The following is an 18,195-nucleotide window of genomic DNA, read 5'->3' as shown; positions in this document are numbered from 1 at the left end:
TCGACAGGGACGGCTGCCGGCGCGAAAAGCCGCAACAGCATGCTCATTCGCGATCTGCTGCGGGACAAATGGCTATATGTCATGCTGCTGCCCGGCGTCATCTATTTTATCGTGTTTAAGTACGTTCCTATGTACGGACTGGCGATGGCGTTTCAAGACTTCAAACCGCATCTCGGGATTATGCACAGCCCCTGGGTCGGCTTCAAACATTTCGAGCGCCTGTTTAGCGAAGCCGGGTTCTGGATTTTGTTTCGAAACACGGCTTTGCTCGCCGTGTACAATCTTGTTTTCTTCTTCCCGGCACCTATTATACTTGCCTTGATGATGAATGAGGTCCGCAGGGAAAAATTCAAGCGGCTCGTGCAAACGCTCGTGTACACGCCGCATTTTGTATCCTGGGTCGTGGTGGTTGGCATTTGCTACATCCTGCTGACAACTGAAAGCGGTGTCATTAATGAGCTGCTTTACCGGCTGACCGGGAACAAAATCGCTTTTCTAATGGAGCCGGAATGGTTCAGAACCGTCATTATTTCCCAGCAAATATGGAAGGAGGTCGGCTGGGGAACGATTATTTTTTTGGCGGCGTTAACGGCGGTGGACGTACAAATTTACGAGGCGGCAAGGATCGACGGCGCCGGAAGATGGCGCCAATTGTGGCACGTTACGCTGCCGGCCATCCGCAGCACCATTATCATCCTTCTCATTTTACGGCTCGGAAGCTTTCTGGACACCGGTTTCGAGCAGATCTTCCTTATGCTTACGCCGACCAACCGGGAAGTCGGGGAAGTCTTCGATACGTACGTGTACGTCAGAGGGATGACCCAAGGCCAATACAGCTACAGCGCAGCGGTCGGCATGTTCAAATCGCTGGTCGCCTTCGCGCTCGTCAGCTGCGCCAATTGGCTGGCGAAGCGGTTCGGGGAGGAAGGCATTTATTAAAACCGGGGAGGAGATGACGTTCCGTGGTTCAAGACAAATCAGTTGGGAACCGGCTGTTCGACATCGTCAATTACGGACTTCTCAGTCTTGTGTCCATTCTGGCGGTGCTCCCGTTCGTCTATGTGCTGGCGGTATCGTTTACAAGCCCGGAAGAAGTGGCGCGGGGCGGACTGATCCTGTTCCCGCAAGAATGGTCGCTGGCCGCTTACCGGTATATTTTTTCCACCGATACGTTATTCGTCAGTTTGTTATTGACGATTTACGTGACGGTAGTAGGAACCTTGATCAATCTGGTGTTCACCTCCCTTATGGCCTACCCGTTGTCGAGAACGCGGCTGCGGGGGAAGCAGGGGATTATGCTCGGCGTATTGTTCACCATGCTCTTTAGCGGGGGGATGATTCCGACCTATTTCGTCGTAAAAAATTTGGGACTGACCAATACGTTGTGGTCGCTCATGATTCCAAGCGCCATAAGCGCGTTTAATCTGATCGTCCTGAAAAACTTCTTCCAGCAGCTCCCGAGCGAGCTCGAGGATTCCTCGAAGATCGACGGCTGCAGCGATCTCGGCGTTTTTGTCCGCATCGCTCTGCCGTTATCCGGGCCCGCTATGGCGACCTTTGCGTTGTTCTACGCGGTGTCGCATTGGAACACCTTCTTTACGGCGATTCTCTACATTAACGATAGCGCGAAATGGCCGATTCAAGTTTATTTGCGGGAAATCGTCATTTTGGCGCAGAACGGCATCGGCAATTCTGCGGGATTCGAGGAGATCGAAATCCAGCCGCTCACGATCCGAATGGCCGTGGTCGTCTTCGCAACGGTGCCGATATTGCTCGTCTATCCGTTTTTGCAGAAGCATTTTGTCAAAGGCGTCATGCTCGGCTCCGTGAAGGGCTAAAGCTTTGCGCCGGGAACTTATCCCGAGTTGGATCTCGATTTGGAGGAGGGGGCTATTGATGAGAAAAAGCTGGCTGATCCTGTTATGCGGCGTTGTCCTGACAGCCGGAGCTTTATCGGGCTGCGCGCAAAACGCGGGCTCAAAGGAGGGCGGTCCTTTCACCGTCACGATGTCGCTGGCGCAGGTCGGCGAAGTTCCGGAGAAAGGCAATCCGGTCGAAAAGGCGATCGAAGCGTACACGAATACGAAGCTGGATATTCAATGGATTCCGTCGTCCGCTTTTGACGAGAAGGTAAATGTCATGTTCGCTTCAAGCGAAATGCCGAAAATTATGAAGGTCAATTATGTTCCGATGGTGATCAGCTCCATTCAATCGGGACTATTCTGGGAGATCGGGCCGTATTTGGACGAATATCCGAACCTTTCCGCTCAAGACGGGCAGCATTACAAAAATATATCCGTAGACGGCAAAGTGTATGGCATTCCGCTGTACCGGGACATCGGGAGGCCGACGTTCAACTATCGGAAGGATTGGCTCGAGAAGCTCGGCTTAAGCATCCCGACCAACATGGAAGAGTGGTATGAGGTGCAGAAGGCGATGGTGCAAAACGATCCGGACGGCAACGGGAAAAACGACACCTACGGATTTGTGCTGGATAAAGGATACAATGTCGGTCATTCGGCCTTGACGACAAGGCTTGCGGTCAGTATCGGGGGCGTCAACAAATGGGGAATCGTCGACGGCAAAATGACGCCGGAATTTATGACGGAGGAGTTCATGGAAGTGCTGAAGCTGTTCCGGCGTTTGTTCGCGGAAGGGTTGATCAACCAGGATTTTGCCGTGCTGGACGGGTCCGAAGCGGCCAAATTGTTCGATTCCGGACGGGCCGGCCTCGGCAATTCGGTGGCGCAATCGGCAAAAAGTCAATATGACCGACTCATAAAGACGGAACCGGATGCCGTTATGGACAATTCGGCATTTATCGGTCCCGGCGGCATCCGGCTGGCGGGCGAGCCGGGCCATAACGGCTTCCTCGTCATTCCGAAGTCTGCCGTACCTTCGGAAGAGGAACTGAAGAAGGTGCTTGAGTTCCTCAATGCGTTGATGGACGAACCGGCGACGACGCTTCTTATGCGGGGAATCAAGGATGTCCATTATAGGGAAGTAGATGGAGATAAAACCGAGTTTATCGATTTTTCCTTGTTCCAGCGCGAAGTGAAGCCGTATCGCGACAATCTTCCGAACGTCGAAGGCTATAATGTAAAAACGCTTAAGGATACGCCGCTTGGAGAGAAAGGGACGAAGATGGCGAAGGAAAATGCCCAGTACGCGATACCGAACGAGGCGCTGACGCTTTCCTCGCCGTTGTACCGGGAAAGAGGCAATGAGCTGGACCAAATGATAAGCGATGCGGAGACGCGATATATTATGGGGAAAATCGACGACGCCGGATGGGAGGAAGAAGTCCGCAAATGGCTGAATGCAGGCGGCGAACAAGTCATAAAAGAATTTCAGGAGTCGTACGAGGCTCTTAATCCTTGAACGGATTGAGGACTTACTTAAGAGAACAAACGCAATGGCAAATTTAACAACAGGACAGTGGGGGATGGATCTTATCGCCTAAAGATATTCATTAGGATGGGCCGATACTTCTCGGTCCATCCTATGCTATCCATCCATTTTGGCAGAGAGGTTCGAATTCATGACCTGCCCCGCACCTCTGTGCCGGGATGAATCTCCCGGCCTTCCGTTCTGTCACTAGCGTTATGGCCTGGTCTCTTTCGGAAGCGGGCAAATATCACTGCGCCCAAGAGGGCAGTCAGAATGGCTATCATGATCATAGGGCTGTAGCGATTCGCCTGATATAGAACGATGCTTAGGATAGGTGCGATGATGGCGGAAATCCCCTGCATTGCCGCAACCAAACCGGCAACGCCTCCTTGCTGTTCATTCCTTACGGAGAGGGAAGCGCCTGTCATAAATCCAGTCATCATCAATCCCGATCCTAATCCAAAAACAAAAAATGCCGAATAGTAGAACGGAAGGTAAGAAGTAAGAAGGAATAAGAGCATGCTTGCGACGAGAATCAAGGAACCGAGAAGGATCATAGGCCGCGGCTCCCATTTCAGCCATTTGGCCTGAACATATTGTGCAGTTAACATAGCCGTGCCCGAGAGCATTAAACCGAGCGAAACGACTCCCGCCAACTTTTCGGAGGCGAGATTTAGCTGATCCTGTAGATAAAACCCTCCAATGACTTGTATCGTTACGATCCCTATCATCGTAACTAACGCCACGAATAAATAATTGCGCAATCCGGGTTGAAACGGACTGACTTTAATAGAGCCTCTTGTCATCGCCGGTTTATCTGCAGGCATCAGCAGCAGATTTACTATAAATGCGACCGTCGCGATCCCAATTCCAAAATATAATGGCCAAAGCAAACCAAATAATGTAAATACGCCGGCGATGGCCGGCCCGAGAATAAGCCCAAGCCCGTTTGCGGCGCTAATGATCGCTATCCCGCTTCCTCTTTCCTTCTCCTCCGTCACATCTCCCATATAAGCTTGCGAGGAGGAAAGTACTGCAGGGATAAACATCCCGACCAAGCTTCGCGTTACGATCATGAAAAACAGCAACAGTCCGCCGCTAAGCCATTGGTGGAGACCGCAATAAAAGGTGACCGTCAACAATAAAGTGCTGATGGACATTCCAATAAACCCGATCAGGATAACCGGTTTCCGTCCCTTCGCATCACTGATATTCCCCCATACCGGTGCCATAACTGCAGTCATAATAGATCCGACGGAAATAAGTATTCCGGAGTGGATTTCCCTTAATCCTAATTCTCGTATTAGCGAGGGGGTGATCGGCGCGATGAGCATAAGCCCCAACATCGCTACAAAAACACTGAAAAAAATGCTTCCTTTAATTTTATTCATCCTTTACACTCCTCTTCTCGAAACGATTGTTTGATGAGGAGTATAAGTGAATTTCGGCAATTACCGCTCCCTTGAAACGGATTAAATTACGGTCTAACGGATTAATAATATTTTTTTATCTCAGACGGCTTAACCCCAAATTTTCGAATAAATTGCTCGGAAAAGGCGCTTACATTGCTATAGCCCACTCTCATCGCCGTTTCGGTTACATTAGCTTCTTCGTTTCGCAGAAGCATCATCGCATGATCGAGGCGAACGTGTCTTAAATATTCGAATACAGTCATTCCAAAACATGCTTTGAATCCCTTCTTCAGTTTGAAGTCGTTTAACCCGACCATTTTTGCTAATGCCAGCAGAGAAGGAGGGTCGGCCATACAAGATTCAAGTACTTGCTTAGCCTTTTGCAATTTTTCGATATCTCCTTTAGACAAGCCATTTGGTCGCGGCGTCAGTTCAAATAATTGGAACATATACATGTTCAATAGCTCAAGTGCGGTTGCTTCCATCATTAACGGGGATCTATTGGCATTTTTAAAATCTGCGATTAATTGCTTTACCAATACCATGCTTTTGGCATCATGTTCAAAATAATAGCTGCGAAATGCCTGGCCTTGGATGAGCCGGTTAAACTCGAAATTTCTATTTGGAGAAATCGCCAATTCATTAGCCGCATAATCGAATAGAGAAACCGGAATGGCCAGTGAAAGTGAAACATATTGCACTTGTGCCGGGGGATAAAACCGGGCCTGAAAGTCTTGGATTAAAGCAAGGGCTCCCTGCCCAACCGGAGTTTCATGATCCCGACCGGACACCATAACCTGTCGTTGACCGGAAAGCGTAAACTGAAGTTCAACCATACGTCCTCTGGAAGCGAAACAAAAAGGGTACGGTTCATGATAACGAATATCGTGGTACACGATTTCTATCCCGCTGTAAGTCGTAATCTTGTAAGCGTTCCCGGCACCGATATCGGATCGAAGCATATACGATATTCCATTCTTTCGGCCAAATAAGGTTTCATCGAAATATCGCTGATAAATGGACTTCAATGATTCCATTTTAGTCACCTCTATACGCAATATTATAGCGCATCAATATTGGGTTGTGATCCCAACCATGGCGGGCGGCTTTCAGGGGCGAAGCCCCTTGACTCCTTTTAAAGGGGGGAAGGGGCTGCCTTATCCGATTTTGACATGATTTTATGTTCGATATGACGGGTTATCGTTTGGAAGCTTAGCCGATAAGATAGAAATGGCAAACGATATCTTTTATATAAACGGAGATGAGAACATATGTCACGGGCGACCGGTTATCCGTTTCAAGACGTGAAGCTTCCGGTAGAGGAACGCGTTCGCGATCTTGTGTCGAGGTTCACGATTGAAGAGAAAATTTCCCTTATGGTTCAATACCAGCCTGCTGTCGAACGGCTGGGCGTAAAGCCGTACAAGCACGGCACGGAAGCGGCTCACGGCGTTGCTTGGCTTGGCGAAGCGACGGCTTTTCCGCAGCCGATCGGGCTGGCTTGCACATGGAACCGGGAGCTGCTGCGGCAGGTCGGCTCCGCCATCGGCGACGAAGCGCGCGTATTTTATCAGCGCAACCCGGCAGTCAACGGCTTGACGTTATGGGCCCCTACGGTCGATATGGAACGCGATCCCCGCTGGGGAAGAACGGAGGAGGCGTACGGCGAAGATCCCCGGCTTGCCGGCGATCTCGCTTCGGCGCTTATTCAAGGGGTTCAAGGCGATCACCCGGTATACAAAAAAGCGGTCGCGACGCTTAAGCATTTTGTAGGCAACAATAATGAAGTCGACCGCGGCAGCTGTTCGGTTACGATCGATCCGCGCAATATGCGGGAATATTATCATAAGCCTTTTGAAGCCGCCTTTACGGAAGGCGGAGCGCTTTCGATGATGACGTCTTACAATGCCGTCAACGGCGTGCCGACGATTCTTCACGAAGACGTGCAGAACGTAGTCAAAGGCGAATGGGGCATGGACGGTTTTATCGTCAGCGACGCGGGCGACCTGCTCGGCATCGTCAACGATCATCGTTATTGCGAGTCGTACAAGGAAGCGGTCGCTTATGCCATTAAGGCCGGGATCGACAGCATTACGGACGACCGCGAGAAGTCGTGTCAAGCTATCGAGGAAGCGCTTCGCGAAGGGCTGCTCGAGGAAGCGGATCTTGACCGCACGCTGATCAATACGTTCCGGGTCCGTTTTCGCTTAGGCGAATTCGATCCCGACGAGCTCAATCCCTATGCGAATATGCCGGAATCCAAGGTTTGCGCCCAAGAGCATGCGCAGTTGTCGCTGGAGGCGGCGCGCGAAGCCGTCGTTCTGCTGAAAAACAATAGCCTCCTGCCGCTTGACAAAGCGAAAGCCGGCAAAGTCGCCGTCATCGGGCCGCTTGCGGATGCGGTCTACCGCGACTGGTATTCCGGCACCCTTCCGTACAAGGTTACGCCTCTCGAAGGCGTTGCGGAAAAGCTGGGGAATGGCAACGTGACGTATAGAAGCGGGCTGGACCGCGTACAGCTGAAACGGACCGCAGATGGAAGGTTCATCGGCTTGAATGAACAAGGCAAGCTTTCGGCGGCGGCCGAAAAGGCGGAAACGTTCGTTCATACCGATTGGGGCTGGGGCAGCCATACGCTTTGGAGCGAGACGGCCGAAAGATTCGTCACGAGCGAAGGCGACGAGGAGCTGTCGGCCGCTTCTAAAGAGGCGTTCGGCTGGTACGTGAAGGAAATCGTCCGTTTCGAGGAATGCGGCGATAACCGCGATTTTGAATTGCGCAGCTGGAACGGGGAAGCGGTTCATGCTTCGGCCGACGGGACATTGAAAATCGCCAAGGAGGCCGGCCGGCCGGCTGCCGACCGGTACGCCCTTTGCGTCGTGGAGAACGGACTGGAGGAAGCCGTTGCCGCGGCGAGGGAAGCGGAGACGGCGATCGTATTTGTCGGCAACAATCCGCTTATCAACGGCAAGGAAGAGATCGACCGGGAAGACCTCGTCTTGCCGGCCAAGCAAGAAGAGCTGATCCGGGCCGTATTGGCCGTGAATCCGAACACCGTCGTGGTGGTGATCGGAAGCTACCCGTTTGCGATCAATTGGGCCGAGGAACATGCGCCGGCCATTGTGTACAGCTCGCATGCCGGTCAGGAGCTTGGCCGGGCGCTCGCGGACGTCTTGTTCGGGGATTACAATCCGGCCGGCCGCTTGCCGATGACTTGGTACCGTTCCGTCGACCAACTGGCCGATATTATGGATTACGATATCCGGAAAGGCAAACGGACGTACCAATATTTTGACGGGGAGCCGTTGTATCCGTTTGGACACGGGTTGTCTTACTCGTCGTTCGACTACGTGAAGCTGGTTATCGAAGGTTATGAGAACCTGAACTCCCGGCAGTGGACAGCCCGAGTGACCGTGCGCAATACCGGGGATAGAGCCGGAGACGAGGTTGTGCAGCTATATGCAACGGTGGCAGGTTCCCGCGCGGAGCGTCCGCTGAAGAAGCTGGTCGCGTTCGAGCGCGTAAGCCTGAAGCCCGGCGAGAAACGCGAATTGACGCTGTGGGTCCGGACATCGGACCTCCAGCTGTGGGACGTTACGCGCGACCGGTTCGTTCTGGAAGCGGGCACCTATACGTTTGCGGCAGGCGGTTCGTCCGCCGATCTTCGCTTGACGGCGGCACTTGCCGTCGACGGAGAGGTCATTCCCGCCCGCAAGCTGGATCGGTTGGTCCAAGCAGACCGGTATGACGATTATGAAAGCGTCATGTTGACCGAGTGCAAGGAAGGCGGCACAGCAGTGGCGGCCGTCGGCGGAGAAGGTTCGATCGTTTTCAAAAATGTCGCTTACGACAAAGCTCCGGCTAGCTTGGAGCTCCGTGCAAACGGCGGCAAGCTTGGCGGATCGGCCGCGTTGTATTTCGGCGATCCGGGAACCGTAGAGCCGGCATGCGTCGTCAACGTTGGACCGGGCGAAGAACAGCAGTGGGCAAACTATGCCGGGGAACTGAACCGGGCCGAACCGACATCGCAGGTCGTGCTGGCGCTGTCGGGCAGCGTGCAAGTCAGCGCGTTCCGTCTTGTTTGACGAGCGCGATTCCGATTTCTTCAATGGAAATGCGAAATGCGACACGCCCAAAAACCTGTCCTTTGAGAGACAGGTTTTTTGGCGTGCGATAGATTCAATCGAGTTTATATTTAAGGGAATACCGAGGATGATCGTGTTTTAATACCATTTTTTTATATATACATGCCTGTTTATAAAGAGATATAATGAAATTTACGCTGAAAACGCTTACTGTCTCGGACGGGAAAAAGGGGGCTGGAGGTTATATGCCGACACCGACGGCCAAACAAAGGCTGTTAAAAAAAATAAACGACATGCGCATCAAAAACAAGCTGATCTTCTCGTTTATCCTGGTCGTGTTTATTCCCGTTCTTATCGTCGGCGTGTTCCTGACCGCTTCGTACCGGCAGGACGTACTCGATCAGGCGACGGAGCAAACGCTGAACAACGTCGAGAAAATTAAACGGCAAACGTCGGATATTATAAGCATGCCCATCGATATTTCGGATAAGCTGCTGGCGGACACCCGGTTGACGGATGTCGTCAACACGCAATATAAAACGACGTTTGAAGCGGTAAAAGCACTGTGGGACTACCGCGAATTCAGAGATTATATGGTGCTTTACAACGAAATATACAATATCCGGTTTTATACGACGAACAAGACGATTCTGGATAATTGGGAGTTTATGAAAACGAACGACGCGATCGAAAACGCGTTCTGGTACCGGACCGCGATAAACGAGGAAGGCATTCATTGGTTTTATATCCATGACGAGACCAAAGGAAACGAGCAATTTCTAAGCCTGGTCCGCAAAATCGTGTTCCCGCAATACCGTACGAACGGCGTCCTCGTCGTCGGCGTCAACCAGAACGAATTAAACGCGATGTTGAGCAAGGAGCCTTTCGATACGATGATATTCGACGAGAACGGATACATCGTGGCGTCTAGCGACAACGCCCAAGTCGGGGGCAACATCGAAGCTCTTCCGTTCGCCAGCCAATTGACGGACAAGCAGCCCGGCACTTACGAATTTGAGTATGAGGGGAAACCGTCCAAAATCGTCATTGAAGAGCTGACGCCTCCGTCGAGCCGCAACAGCCTGAAAATCGTTTCGGTCTTTTCGATCGACAGTATCGTAAGCGAAGCCAATCGAGTGAGCCTGTTCGGACTTGGCATCATTTCGGTCAGCCTTCTGATCGCCGTCATGCTTATTTACGTGTTCTCGACGATGATCTCCAGGCGGATGCTGACGCTGAACAAAGATATAAACAAGCTCGCGCTCGGCGATTTGAACGTCACGTCGACGATCGAAGGCGCGGACGAGATCGGTCTATTGTCGAGGCAATTCAATAATATGGTCGGGAGCATTCGGATGCTGATGGAGGAAGTGGAGGAATCCCACGAGCAGCAAACGAAGCTGAAGCTTCATCAGAAGGAAATCAAGCTGAAGATGATGGCCAATCAAATTAATCCTCATTTTTTGTTTAATGCGCTGGAGTCGATTCGGATGAAAGCGCATATGAACGGAGAAAAGGAGATTTCCAATATCGTGCGGATGCTCGGACGGATGATCCGGCGCAATCTCGAAATCGGGGCTCGCAATATTCCGCTCAAGGAAGAAATCCAAATGATCGGCTACTATCTCGAAATCCAGAAATTCCGCTACGGCGACGAACGCTTGGCGTTTAACGTCACGATGGACGAGGAAGCGGAGAAGCTGCTTATTCCGCCGCTCATTATCCAGCCTTTGGTGGAGAACGCAGTTGTGCACGGCCTGGACAACCGGTCCGAAGGGGGCTTCGTATCGGTAACGGCCGTGCTGGAAGACGGCGATTTGCTCGTCGAAGTCGCGGACAACGGCATGGGAATAAACGAAGCCAGAATCGCAGAGATCTATCGCTCGCTGAACGACTTCGAGGAAGAGGACGGTTACCGGATCGGGCTTCGCAACGTTCATCAGCGGTTAATCTTAACGTACGGGGAAACGAGCGGTCTTCGCATTGCGAGCGTATCGGGAGAGGGCACGCGAATTTCTTTCCGCATAGCGGCAGGAGGGATTGAGCATGTATAAGTTAATGATCGTAGATGACGAACCGATGATCCGCAAAGGGCTTCATACGATAATCGACTGGGAAAGCTTCGGTTTCGCCGTCGCCGGAGAAGCGGCTAACGGCCAGGAAGCGATGGAGAAGCATGCCGGCCTGAAGCCGGATTTGATACTAATGGACATCCGGATGCCCGGGATGGACGGCATCGAAACGATCGAGGCCATCCGGCGCGCGGACAAGGAATGTCATATCCTCATTCTAAGCGGCTACGCCGATTTCACTTATGCCAAGCAAGCCATCGCTTTCGGGGTGGACGGCTATATATTGAAGCCCGTCGACGAAACGGAGCTGGAGGAGTACGCGGAACGGATAGCCGACGCGTTAAATCGCAAGTCCGCAAACAAAGCCTTGCCTCAAGCGGACGAACGGATCGAAAAGGTGCTGGAGGAAGCGGTGCGCGGCTTTGGCTCCGACCGGCAGCGCGAGAAGGACATAGAACAGCTAAGCGTCGCGCTTGGGCGGCCGGCGGAAGGCTTTCGGCTCGTCTTGATCGAGTGGTCGAGAAGCGCAGAGCTGCCCATCGCCTTGTTCGCCGCGGCCAGACGCCGGCTTCGCGATATCGTAAACGAAGCGGATGCGGGCTGGGTGTTTGCGGCGGAGCCATACACGGCGCTGCTCGCTAAAGGGGGAAGCCCGGCCGACAGCGAAGACCGGCTCCTTGATTGGATCCGCCAAGCGGCAGGGCAGAACGGCAAATTCATCGCACTCGCCGGCGAACGGTTCGAGTCGGGCGGGGAATTGGCAGCGTGCTTTGGCAGGCTGCAGCAGCCCATGAAGGCTAGCTTCCGGCTGCGGGAAGGCTGCCTTCATACTTTACAGGACGTGGTCAAGGTTACTGCCGGAATGCCCGGCAATCAGCCGCTTCCTTCTGTCGAAGAACTGTCGCATTGGCTTTACGATGCGGTCGATACCGGCAACGAAGAAGCGATACCGAAGGCGCTTCGCGAAATCGGCGGGCGATTGTGGAACCATTCGGCTTCCGAGCAAACGGTCAAAACCGCTTTCGCCCAGCTGCTAACGTTGCTGATCAACCGGCTTGCGGCGAACTACAGCGAGCTCAACATGCAGGAGGAACTGACGGCCGTTACCGAGCTTTACAAGCAGACGAACTATGATGCGATGCTTGACGGGCTTGCCGAAAGGCTTGTCGACTTGATCGGCCGGATCGGCAATTCGAGCAGCGTTCCGATTATGAAACGGATTACGGCGTACATCGAGCGGCACTATAATCAAAATTTAAAGCTAGAGACGATTGCGGAGCGGTTTAATTACAACAGCGGATATCTGGGTAAAATGTTCAAAGCCCATACCGGCGAGCATTTTAATACTTATCTGGACCAGGTTCGTCTCCGCCACGCGGTAGAGCTTCTGCAGCAAGGCTATAAAGTCCATCAAGTGTCCGAGATGGTCGGATACGCCAACGTCGACTATTTTCACGCCAAATTCAAAAAGTATAAAGGCGTATCGCCTTCTTATTACAAAACCGGCGGAACCAAAAACTGAATAGCAATCCTATGTCGTTTTTCCGGTCGTACAAGCGGCCGGTTTTTTTGCGTTTTGCCGCCTGCTCCTATTTTTATATGATTTTCTGTCGGATTTTTCGGGTGCACATTTGAAAGCGCTGTCGGTATCATTGCATTAAAGATAAGCGTAAGCTTCCGAAGCGAGTTTTGTTGCGAAGCGTACTCGAGAAGCACAGCTACACAAAAACGCAGCTTATGCTTCCGAAGCACGTTTTTGTTGCGGAGCATATTCGAGAAGCACAGCTACACAAAAACGAAGCTTATGCTTCCGAAGCACGTTTTTGTTGCGGAGCATATTCGAGAAGCATAGCTACACAAAAACGTTTAGGAGGAGCGGTAATGAAACCAACAGCATCAAGCGTCGCACAGAAAACGGAAAATAAAAAGAACATCCGTTTCTGGCGCAAAATGGTTCAACAGCGTTATTTGTACTTGATGTCGATCCCGTTCGTCATTTGGGTGTTCGTTTTTAATTATATGCCGATTTGGGGATGGCTGATGGCGTTTCAAAACTTTAAGCCGGCCAAGTCGATTTTGGATCAGGATTGGGTCGGTTTGAAAAATTTTATCGAGCTGTTTCAGGACGAGCGGTTTTACCTCGTTCTTCGCAATACGCTGGCCATGAGCGTGATGGGGCTAATCGTCAGCTTTACGGTTCCTGTCATTTTCGCGCTGCTGCTTAACGAGATGAGAGGGAAGTTTTTCAAGCGCTCCATTCAGACGATTTCTTATTTGCCCCACTTTGTGTCTTGGGTCGTCGTCGCGGGGCTTGTGACCAAAATGCTGTCGATTGACGGCGGAGCGGTTAACCAGTTTCTGATGTGGCTGAACGTGATCGACGAGCCGATCCAGTTTATGGCGAAGGGCAGCTGGTTCTGGAGCATCGTGACGGTGTCGGACATGTGGAAGGAAACAGGGTGGAATTCGATTATATTCCTGGCCGCCATGACCGGAATCGATCAGGAGCAATACGAAGCGGCGACCGTCGACGGAGCCGGCCGGTTCAAAAAAATGTGGCATATTACGCTGCCGGGCATTCGATCGACGTTTATGGTTCTGTTTATTTTGTCGATCGGCCATCTGGTCAGCATCGGCTTCGAAAAACAAATGCTGCTCGGCAACACGCTTGTGACGGATTATTCGGAGGTTCTGGACTTGTACGCGTTGAAATACGGCATTAATCTCGGCCGGTACTCCTACGGGACGGCAATCGGCATTTTCAACTCCGTCGTCAGCATTATACTGGTGTTTACGGCCAACGGCATTTATAAACGAATCACCAAAGAATCGGTCATCTAAGGAGGGAAGCCGCATGCAGGGCATTCGCATGAATCGGTCTGATCGCGTGTTTCACACATTTGTTTACATGATTATGACGTTCGTCGCAGTCGTTACGCTTTACCCGTTTTTGAACGTGCTGGCGATTTCGCTGAACGATTCGATGGATACGGTTAAAGGCGGCATTACGATATATCCGCGGGAGTTTACGCTGAACAACTACGCGACGATTTTCTCGTACCCGAATTTGCTGACCGGCTTTCGCAACTCGGTTATTCGCACCGTGCTGGGGACGGTGGTCGGCGTAATCGCCGCTTCGATGGTCGCCTACGTGTTAAGCCGCGCGGACTTCCAAGCGCGCAAATTCATGTCCGTCATGTTCGCGATGACGATGTATTTCTCGGGCGGGCTTATTCCGACTTACATGCTGATCAAAAACCTTGATTTGATCAACACGTTCTGGGTTTATATCATCCCGGCCATTCTGAGCGTATGGAACGTATTTGTCGTCCGTTCCTTTATCGACGCGCTGCCGTTCGCGCTGCAGGAATCGGCCAAGCTGGACGGCGCCAACGACTTCGTCATTTATTGGAAGGTCATCCTGCCGCTTTGCCAGCCCGTCCTTGCGACGATCGCCTTGTTTATCGCGGTCGGGCATTGGAACTCCTGGTTCGACGCCTATATGTACAACCGTTCGAACGAAGTGAACACGATTTTGCAATACGAGCTGATGAAGGTTCTCCAATCGGCGGAATCGGCCGCAACGAACTACCGCGATCCGAACGCGCAGCAATCGATGGCTTCCGTATCGCCGGAGTCGATCAAGATGGCGATTACGATGGTCGTGACCGTTCCGATCCTGCTGGTCTACCCGTTTCTGCAGAAGTATTTCGTAAGCGGCATGACCCTTGGAGCTGTAAAAAGCTAAGCGGCTTTACTTTCGGTATTAGCAGGCAACTGTTATATACATTATAATTTGATTTTAGAAAAGGGAGGAAAACCGCAATGAAGAGAAAGAAAAAGACAGCGCTCGGTTTGCTGGCCGCGGCGGCGCTGCTTGTCGTGACCGCTTGCGGCTCAAGCAACAACGCTCCTTCGAACGAAGGAGGGGCGGAAGCGACGGGCACCGAACCGTTTACGTTTAAAGTGTTCTCCGGTGACGTCAACAACGAATGGGACCACATGGAAAGCGATATCGGCAAGTATATTAAGGAAAAAACGGGAGTCACGGTCGAGCAGGAGTTCCCGGTCGGCGGCAACGACGGCGAACAGATTTCCGTCATGATCGCCAGCGACGAATATCCGGACGCCATTATGGCGAAAGGCAACGTAACGAAGCTGGTTGACGCCGGGGCGCTTATCGATCTTGCTCCGCTTATCGACAAATACGGTCCGAACCTGAAAAAGGTATACGGCGAATATTACAACCGTCTGCAATACAGCAAAGACGACCCTGCCATCTACGTTCTTCCGCATGCCGGAGTAGGACAAACGTATTTCGAATCCGGCGGCGGCTTCCAAATTCAACATCAAGCGCTGGAAGCGGCCGGTTATCCGGAAATGAAAACGGTTCAAGATTACGAAAACGCCATCAAATCGTTTATCGAAAAAAATCCGACGACCGAAGACGGCCAGAAGCGCATCGGCTTGTCTCTTAACGGCGGCGAATGGCAGTTCCTGATCTCGGTAACGAACCCGGCGTTCTACGCGACAGGCGCTCCGGACAACGGCGAAATGTACGTCGATCCGAATACGTACGAAACGATCATGCACTATCAACGTCCCGAAGAACAAGAATATTTCCGCTGGCTGAACCATATGAACGACATCGGCTTGCTGGACCCGGAAAGCTTCGTGCAAAAATACGATCAATACAAAGCGAAAATCGCAACGGGCCGCGTCGTAGGCCTTATCGATCAGCAATGGGATTATGCACAAGCGGAAAACACGCTGAAAAGCGAAGGAAAATTCGACCAAACGTACGCCCGCTTCCCGATTACGCTTAACGAATCGTATCAGGACCATTCGTTCCAAGGTACCGGTTACTTGGGAGGCTACGGCATTTCGATTACGAAGGACGCCAAAAATCCGGAACGCATCATCCAGTTCCTCGATTACCTGGCATCCGACGAAGGGCAAGTGCTCGTCAACTGGGGTATCGAAGGCGTACATTACGACATGGTGGACGGCAAACGCGTCATGAAACCGGAAGTTCAGAAGCTGAAAGCGACCGACGGCAACACGTTCAAGAAAACGACGGGCATCGGCAACTACTTCTTGTCCGCCCGCTACGGCGACGGCGTAAAGGATCCGTCGGGCAATTACTATACGACCGTATTTAAGGATCAGATCGTAGCCGAATATTCGGATGCGGACAAAAAGACTCTCGAAGCTTACGGCGCGACGACGTACCGCGACTTGTGGCCGGCGGACGACGCGTTCCCGGAACGCCCGTACGGCGCATTGTGGACGATGTCGCTGGAAACGGCTTCGGAAGAAAACGTAATTTTCCAAAAAGCGCAGGATATCGCGAAAAAACGGATTCCGGAAGCAATCCTCGCCGATCCGTCCGAATTCGACGCGATCTGGGATACGTTCCAGAAAGAGCTGGTTGAAGCCGGCGTCGATAAAGTGAACAAAGCTTATACGCAGAAGGTTAAAGAGCGCATTGAGTTGTGGTCGGCGAAATAGGCCGAACCCAGCGGGATGCGAACCCATATTGCCGCAACGCCTCCGAATCGATATCGATCGGGGGCGTTTTTCGTCTGATCCATTATTGGCGCAAGCATCAGGATTCGCCTTTCAGCGCATATTAAGGAAAAAAGAGATGCGACAGAGGAGAGAATCATGGTGAAAGAAACCTTTTCTCATTTATTGGACTGGAAGATCATGCTGCAGTCGGTCGTTGTCACCTTGGTGCCGGCTCTCGTTGCGTGGATTAACCGATGGATCCGAAAACCAAACTGACCGGGAGCATCGGGCAAGATTTACCTGGCCTGCAGCAAGTTTTGCGCGATTGCGACGATGTCCGCATCCGGAAGTTTCAACTGCCGGACTCCGGCAAGGAAGCGGTTTTGATTTATTCGGACGGCATTACAAACAAAATAGCGATCAATCGATTGACGCTTTTGCTCCTTGAGATCAATGCCGACGGTTTACGCGATGCTTCGCTGGGCGACAAGCTGTTTACGGTCGGGGAGACTTCGTCGGATTCATACCTGTCCGCGATTGCGGCGAAGGTGTTAAGAGGATGTACGGCGCTGCTAGTGGAGAGCGAAACGTCGTGCCGCTTGATCGATACGTACGAGCCCAAGACGAGAGCGGTCGAGGAGCCATTGTCCGAAGCGGTCGTCCGCGGCCCGCGGGTCGGCTTTACGGAATCGCTTTCGGATAACATCGCGATTTTGCGCCAGCAAGGCGAAAATCCCGGCATGGCGGTCGTTACCGTAAAGGTCGGCACAACGATCAAAAAAGATCTTGCCGTCGTTTACATCAAAGATATCGCGGACCCGGAACTGGTTGAAGAGGTCATGCGGAGAATTCGATTAATCGACCTCGATCATATTGCGGAGTCCGGTTACGTGGAGCAGCTTATCGAAGACGATCATTTCAGCCCGTTTCCGCAGCTTCAAAACACGGAGCGGCCCGATCGGGTCGTCTCGGCCATCGTGGAAGGGCGGGTTGCGATATTGCTGGACGGAACCCCGTTTGCGGTTATTGCCCCGGCTACGGTCACGATGATGCTTCAATCGCCTGAGGATTATTACGAACGCTGGGTTCCGGGCACGCTTATCCGTGTCCTTCGATTCGGGGCGGCGATTATATCGCTGTTTGCTCCGGCCCTTTATATTTCATTGATTTCCTTCCATCCCGGCTTGATTCCGACCAAGCTGGCGATCACGATCATGGGAACGAGACTTGGCGTGCCGTTCTCTTCGCTGACGGAGGCGCTGATTATGGAAGGGGCCATCGAAGTTTTGCGGGAAGCGGGTTTAAGGCTCCCGAAAGGCGTAGGTTCTGCGATGGGCATCGTCGGCGGCATCATTATCGGAGAAGCGGCCGTCCAAGCCGGGATTGTCAGCCCGACTCTCGTCGTTGTTGTTGCCCTTACCGCCGTGTGCTCCTTTTCGATGCCGCAATACAGCACCGGGCTGTCGTTCCGGATGCTGCGGTTTGTGGCGATGTTTTGCTCCGCTCTCTTCGGGTTGTACGGGATTATCCTGTTTTTCCTGATTCTGACGAGTCATATGGCCAAGCTGACCAGCTTTGGCGTCCCTTATCTTACTCCCGCTGTTCCGTATCGACTGTCGGATTGGAAGGACGTCTTCGTCCGCGTTCCGCTTGCCATGATGAAGCGCAGGCCGAAGATGATGCGTACGATCCGTCCGAAACGGAAAGGATCATAAATTACGAAGG

Annotated in this window: 12 protein-coding genes; 10 read left to right on the top strand and 2 right to left on the bottom strand. The window is 52.3% G+C overall.

Annotated elements, in window-relative coordinates; all coding sequences use genetic code 11:
- The first annotated feature begins 39 nt into the window (after positions 1-39).
- The 3 genes from ACFSW5_RS03705 to ACFSW5_RS03695 are packed head-to-tail and all read left to right on the top strand — an operon-like array spanning position 40 to position 3,381.
- Complete coding sequence (locus ACFSW5_RS03705) at positions 40-939, top strand: ABC transporter permease (RefSeq protein ID WP_379270129.1); 900 nt, start codon at positions 40-42, stop codon at positions 937-939.
- 23 nt (positions 940-962) lie between these two features.
- A complete protein-coding gene (locus tag ACFSW5_RS03700; protein WP_379270037.1) occupies positions 963-1,838 on the top strand; it encodes a carbohydrate ABC transporter permease in 876 nt (291 codons plus the stop codon).
- Between the two features lie 58 nt (positions 1,839-1,896).
- Positions 1,897-3,381 carry an extracellular solute-binding protein gene (locus ACFSW5_RS03695; RefSeq protein ID WP_379270035.1) on the top strand — a complete coding sequence of 495 codons (1,485 nt, stop codon included), beginning with the start codon at positions 1,897-1,899 and terminating at the stop codon, positions 3,379-3,381.
- A 158-nt stretch (positions 3,382-3,539) separates the two neighbouring features.
- On the opposite strand, the gene ACFSW5_RS03690 is transcribed toward ACFSW5_RS03695, so the two are convergent.
- Positions 3,540-4,781 (bottom strand): MFS transporter, encoded by a 1,242-nt coding sequence (locus ACFSW5_RS03690; RefSeq protein ID WP_379270033.1) that lies wholly within the window; start codon positions 4,779-4,781, stop codon positions 3,540-3,542.
- A gap of 101 nt (positions 4,782-4,882) precedes the next feature.
- On the bottom strand, positions 4,883-5,839 hold the full coding sequence (locus ACFSW5_RS03685; RefSeq protein WP_379270030.1) for an AraC family transcriptional regulator: 957 nt from the start codon (positions 5,837-5,839) through the stop codon (positions 4,883-4,885).
- A 234-nt stretch (positions 5,840-6,073) separates the two neighbouring features.
- Here ACFSW5_RS03685 and ACFSW5_RS03680 point away from each other — a divergent pair, with 234 nt between their 5' ends.
- The 7 genes from ACFSW5_RS03680 to ACFSW5_RS03650 all read left to right on the top strand — a co-directional run bounded on the left by ACFSW5_RS03680 (position 6,074) and on the right by ACFSW5_RS03650 (position 18,185).
- Positions 6,074-8,887, top strand: a complete 2,814-nt coding sequence (locus tag ACFSW5_RS03680; protein WP_379270027.1) for a glycoside hydrolase family 3 C-terminal domain-containing protein — start codon at positions 6,074-6,076, stop codon at positions 8,885-8,887.
- Positions 8,888-9,132: 245 nt separating this feature from the next.
- Positions 9,133-10,941 carry a sensor histidine kinase gene (locus tag ACFSW5_RS03675; RefSeq protein WP_379270025.1) on the top strand — a complete coding sequence of 603 codons (1,809 nt, stop codon included), beginning with the start codon at positions 9,133-9,135 and terminating at the stop codon, positions 10,939-10,941.
- Positions 10,934-12,481 (top strand): response regulator transcription factor, encoded by a 1,548-nt coding sequence (locus tag ACFSW5_RS03670; RefSeq protein WP_379270023.1) that lies wholly within the window; start codon positions 10,934-10,936, stop codon positions 12,479-12,481. The genes ACFSW5_RS03675 and ACFSW5_RS03670 overlap by 8 nt, the downstream gene beginning before the upstream one ends.
- Positions 12,482-12,909: 428 nt before the next feature.
- Positions 12,910-13,800, top strand: coding sequence for an ABC transporter permease (locus tag ACFSW5_RS03665; protein WP_379270128.1), 891 nt, complete (start codon positions 12,910-12,912; stop codon positions 13,798-13,800).
- 13 nt (positions 13,801-13,813) lie between these two features.
- The gene (locus ACFSW5_RS03660) at positions 13,814-14,707 is read left to right on the top strand and encodes a carbohydrate ABC transporter permease (RefSeq protein WP_379270021.1); all 894 of its coding nucleotides are present in this window, start codon (positions 13,814-13,816) and stop codon (positions 14,705-14,707) included.
- A gap of 77 nt (positions 14,708-14,784) precedes the next feature.
- Complete coding sequence (locus ACFSW5_RS03655; RefSeq protein WP_379270019.1) at positions 14,785-16,470, top strand: ABC transporter substrate-binding protein; 1,686 nt, start codon at positions 14,785-14,787, stop codon at positions 16,468-16,470.
- A gap of 254 nt (positions 16,471-16,724) precedes the next feature.
- Positions 16,725-18,185: a spore germination protein gene (locus ACFSW5_RS03650; RefSeq protein WP_379270017.1), complete on the top strand. Its 1,461-nt coding sequence runs from the start codon at positions 16,725-16,727 to the stop codon at positions 18,183-18,185.
- Positions 18,186-18,195 lie beyond the last annotated feature (10 nt).

The organism is Paenibacillus thailandensis (assembly GCF_042685365.1).
GTDB classification, from domain to species: domain Bacteria; phylum Bacillota; class Bacilli; order Paenibacillales; family Paenibacillaceae; genus Paenibacillus_AP; species Paenibacillus_AP thailandensis.
The sequence above is the reverse complement of the archived record's forward strand: the minus strand, read 5'-3'. Positions and strand labels throughout refer to the sequence as shown.

What these genes read in the sequence shown, in the direction of transcription:
- ACFSW5_RS03655 (WP_379270019.1), top strand. Translation starts at nt 14,785, where the DNA reads ATGAAGAGAAAGAAAAAGACAGCGCTCGGTTTGCTGGCCGCGGCGGCG.
- ACFSW5_RS03660 (WP_379270021.1), top strand. Translation starts at nt 13,814, where the DNA reads ATGCAGGGCATTCGCATGAATCGGTCTGATCGCGTGTTTCACACATTT.
- ACFSW5_RS03695 (WP_379270035.1), top strand. Translation starts at nt 1,897, where the DNA reads ATGAGAAAAAGCTGGCTGATCCTGTTATGCGGCGTTGTCCTGACAGCC.
- ACFSW5_RS03665 (WP_379270128.1), top strand. Translation starts at nt 12,910, where the DNA reads ATGGTTCAACAGCGTTATTTGTACTTGATGTCGATCCCGTTCGTCATT.
- ACFSW5_RS03690 (WP_379270033.1), bottom strand. Translation starts at nt 4,781, where the DNA reads ATGAATAAAATTAAAGGAAGCATTTTTTTCAGTGTTTTTGTAGCGATG.
- ACFSW5_RS03685 (WP_379270030.1), bottom strand. Translation starts at nt 5,839, where the DNA reads ATGGAATCATTGAAGTCCATTTATCAGCGATATTTCGATGAAACCTTA.
- ACFSW5_RS03670 (WP_379270023.1), top strand. Translation starts at nt 10,934, where the DNA reads ATGTATAAGTTAATGATCGTAGATGACGAACCGATGATCCGCAAAGGG.
- ACFSW5_RS03650 (WP_379270017.1), top strand. Translation starts at nt 16,725, where the DNA reads ATGGATCCGAAAACCAAACTGACCGGGAGCATCGGGCAAGATTTACCT.
- ACFSW5_RS03680 (WP_379270027.1), top strand. Translation starts at nt 6,074, where the DNA reads ATGTCACGGGCGACCGGTTATCCGTTTCAAGACGTGAAGCTTCCGGTA.
- ACFSW5_RS03705 (WP_379270129.1), top strand. Translation starts at nt 40, where the DNA reads ATGCTCATTCGCGATCTGCTGCGGGACAAATGGCTATATGTCATGCTG.
- ACFSW5_RS03675 (WP_379270025.1), top strand. Translation starts at nt 9,133, where the DNA reads ATGCCGACACCGACGGCCAAACAAAGGCTGTTAAAAAAAATAAACGAC.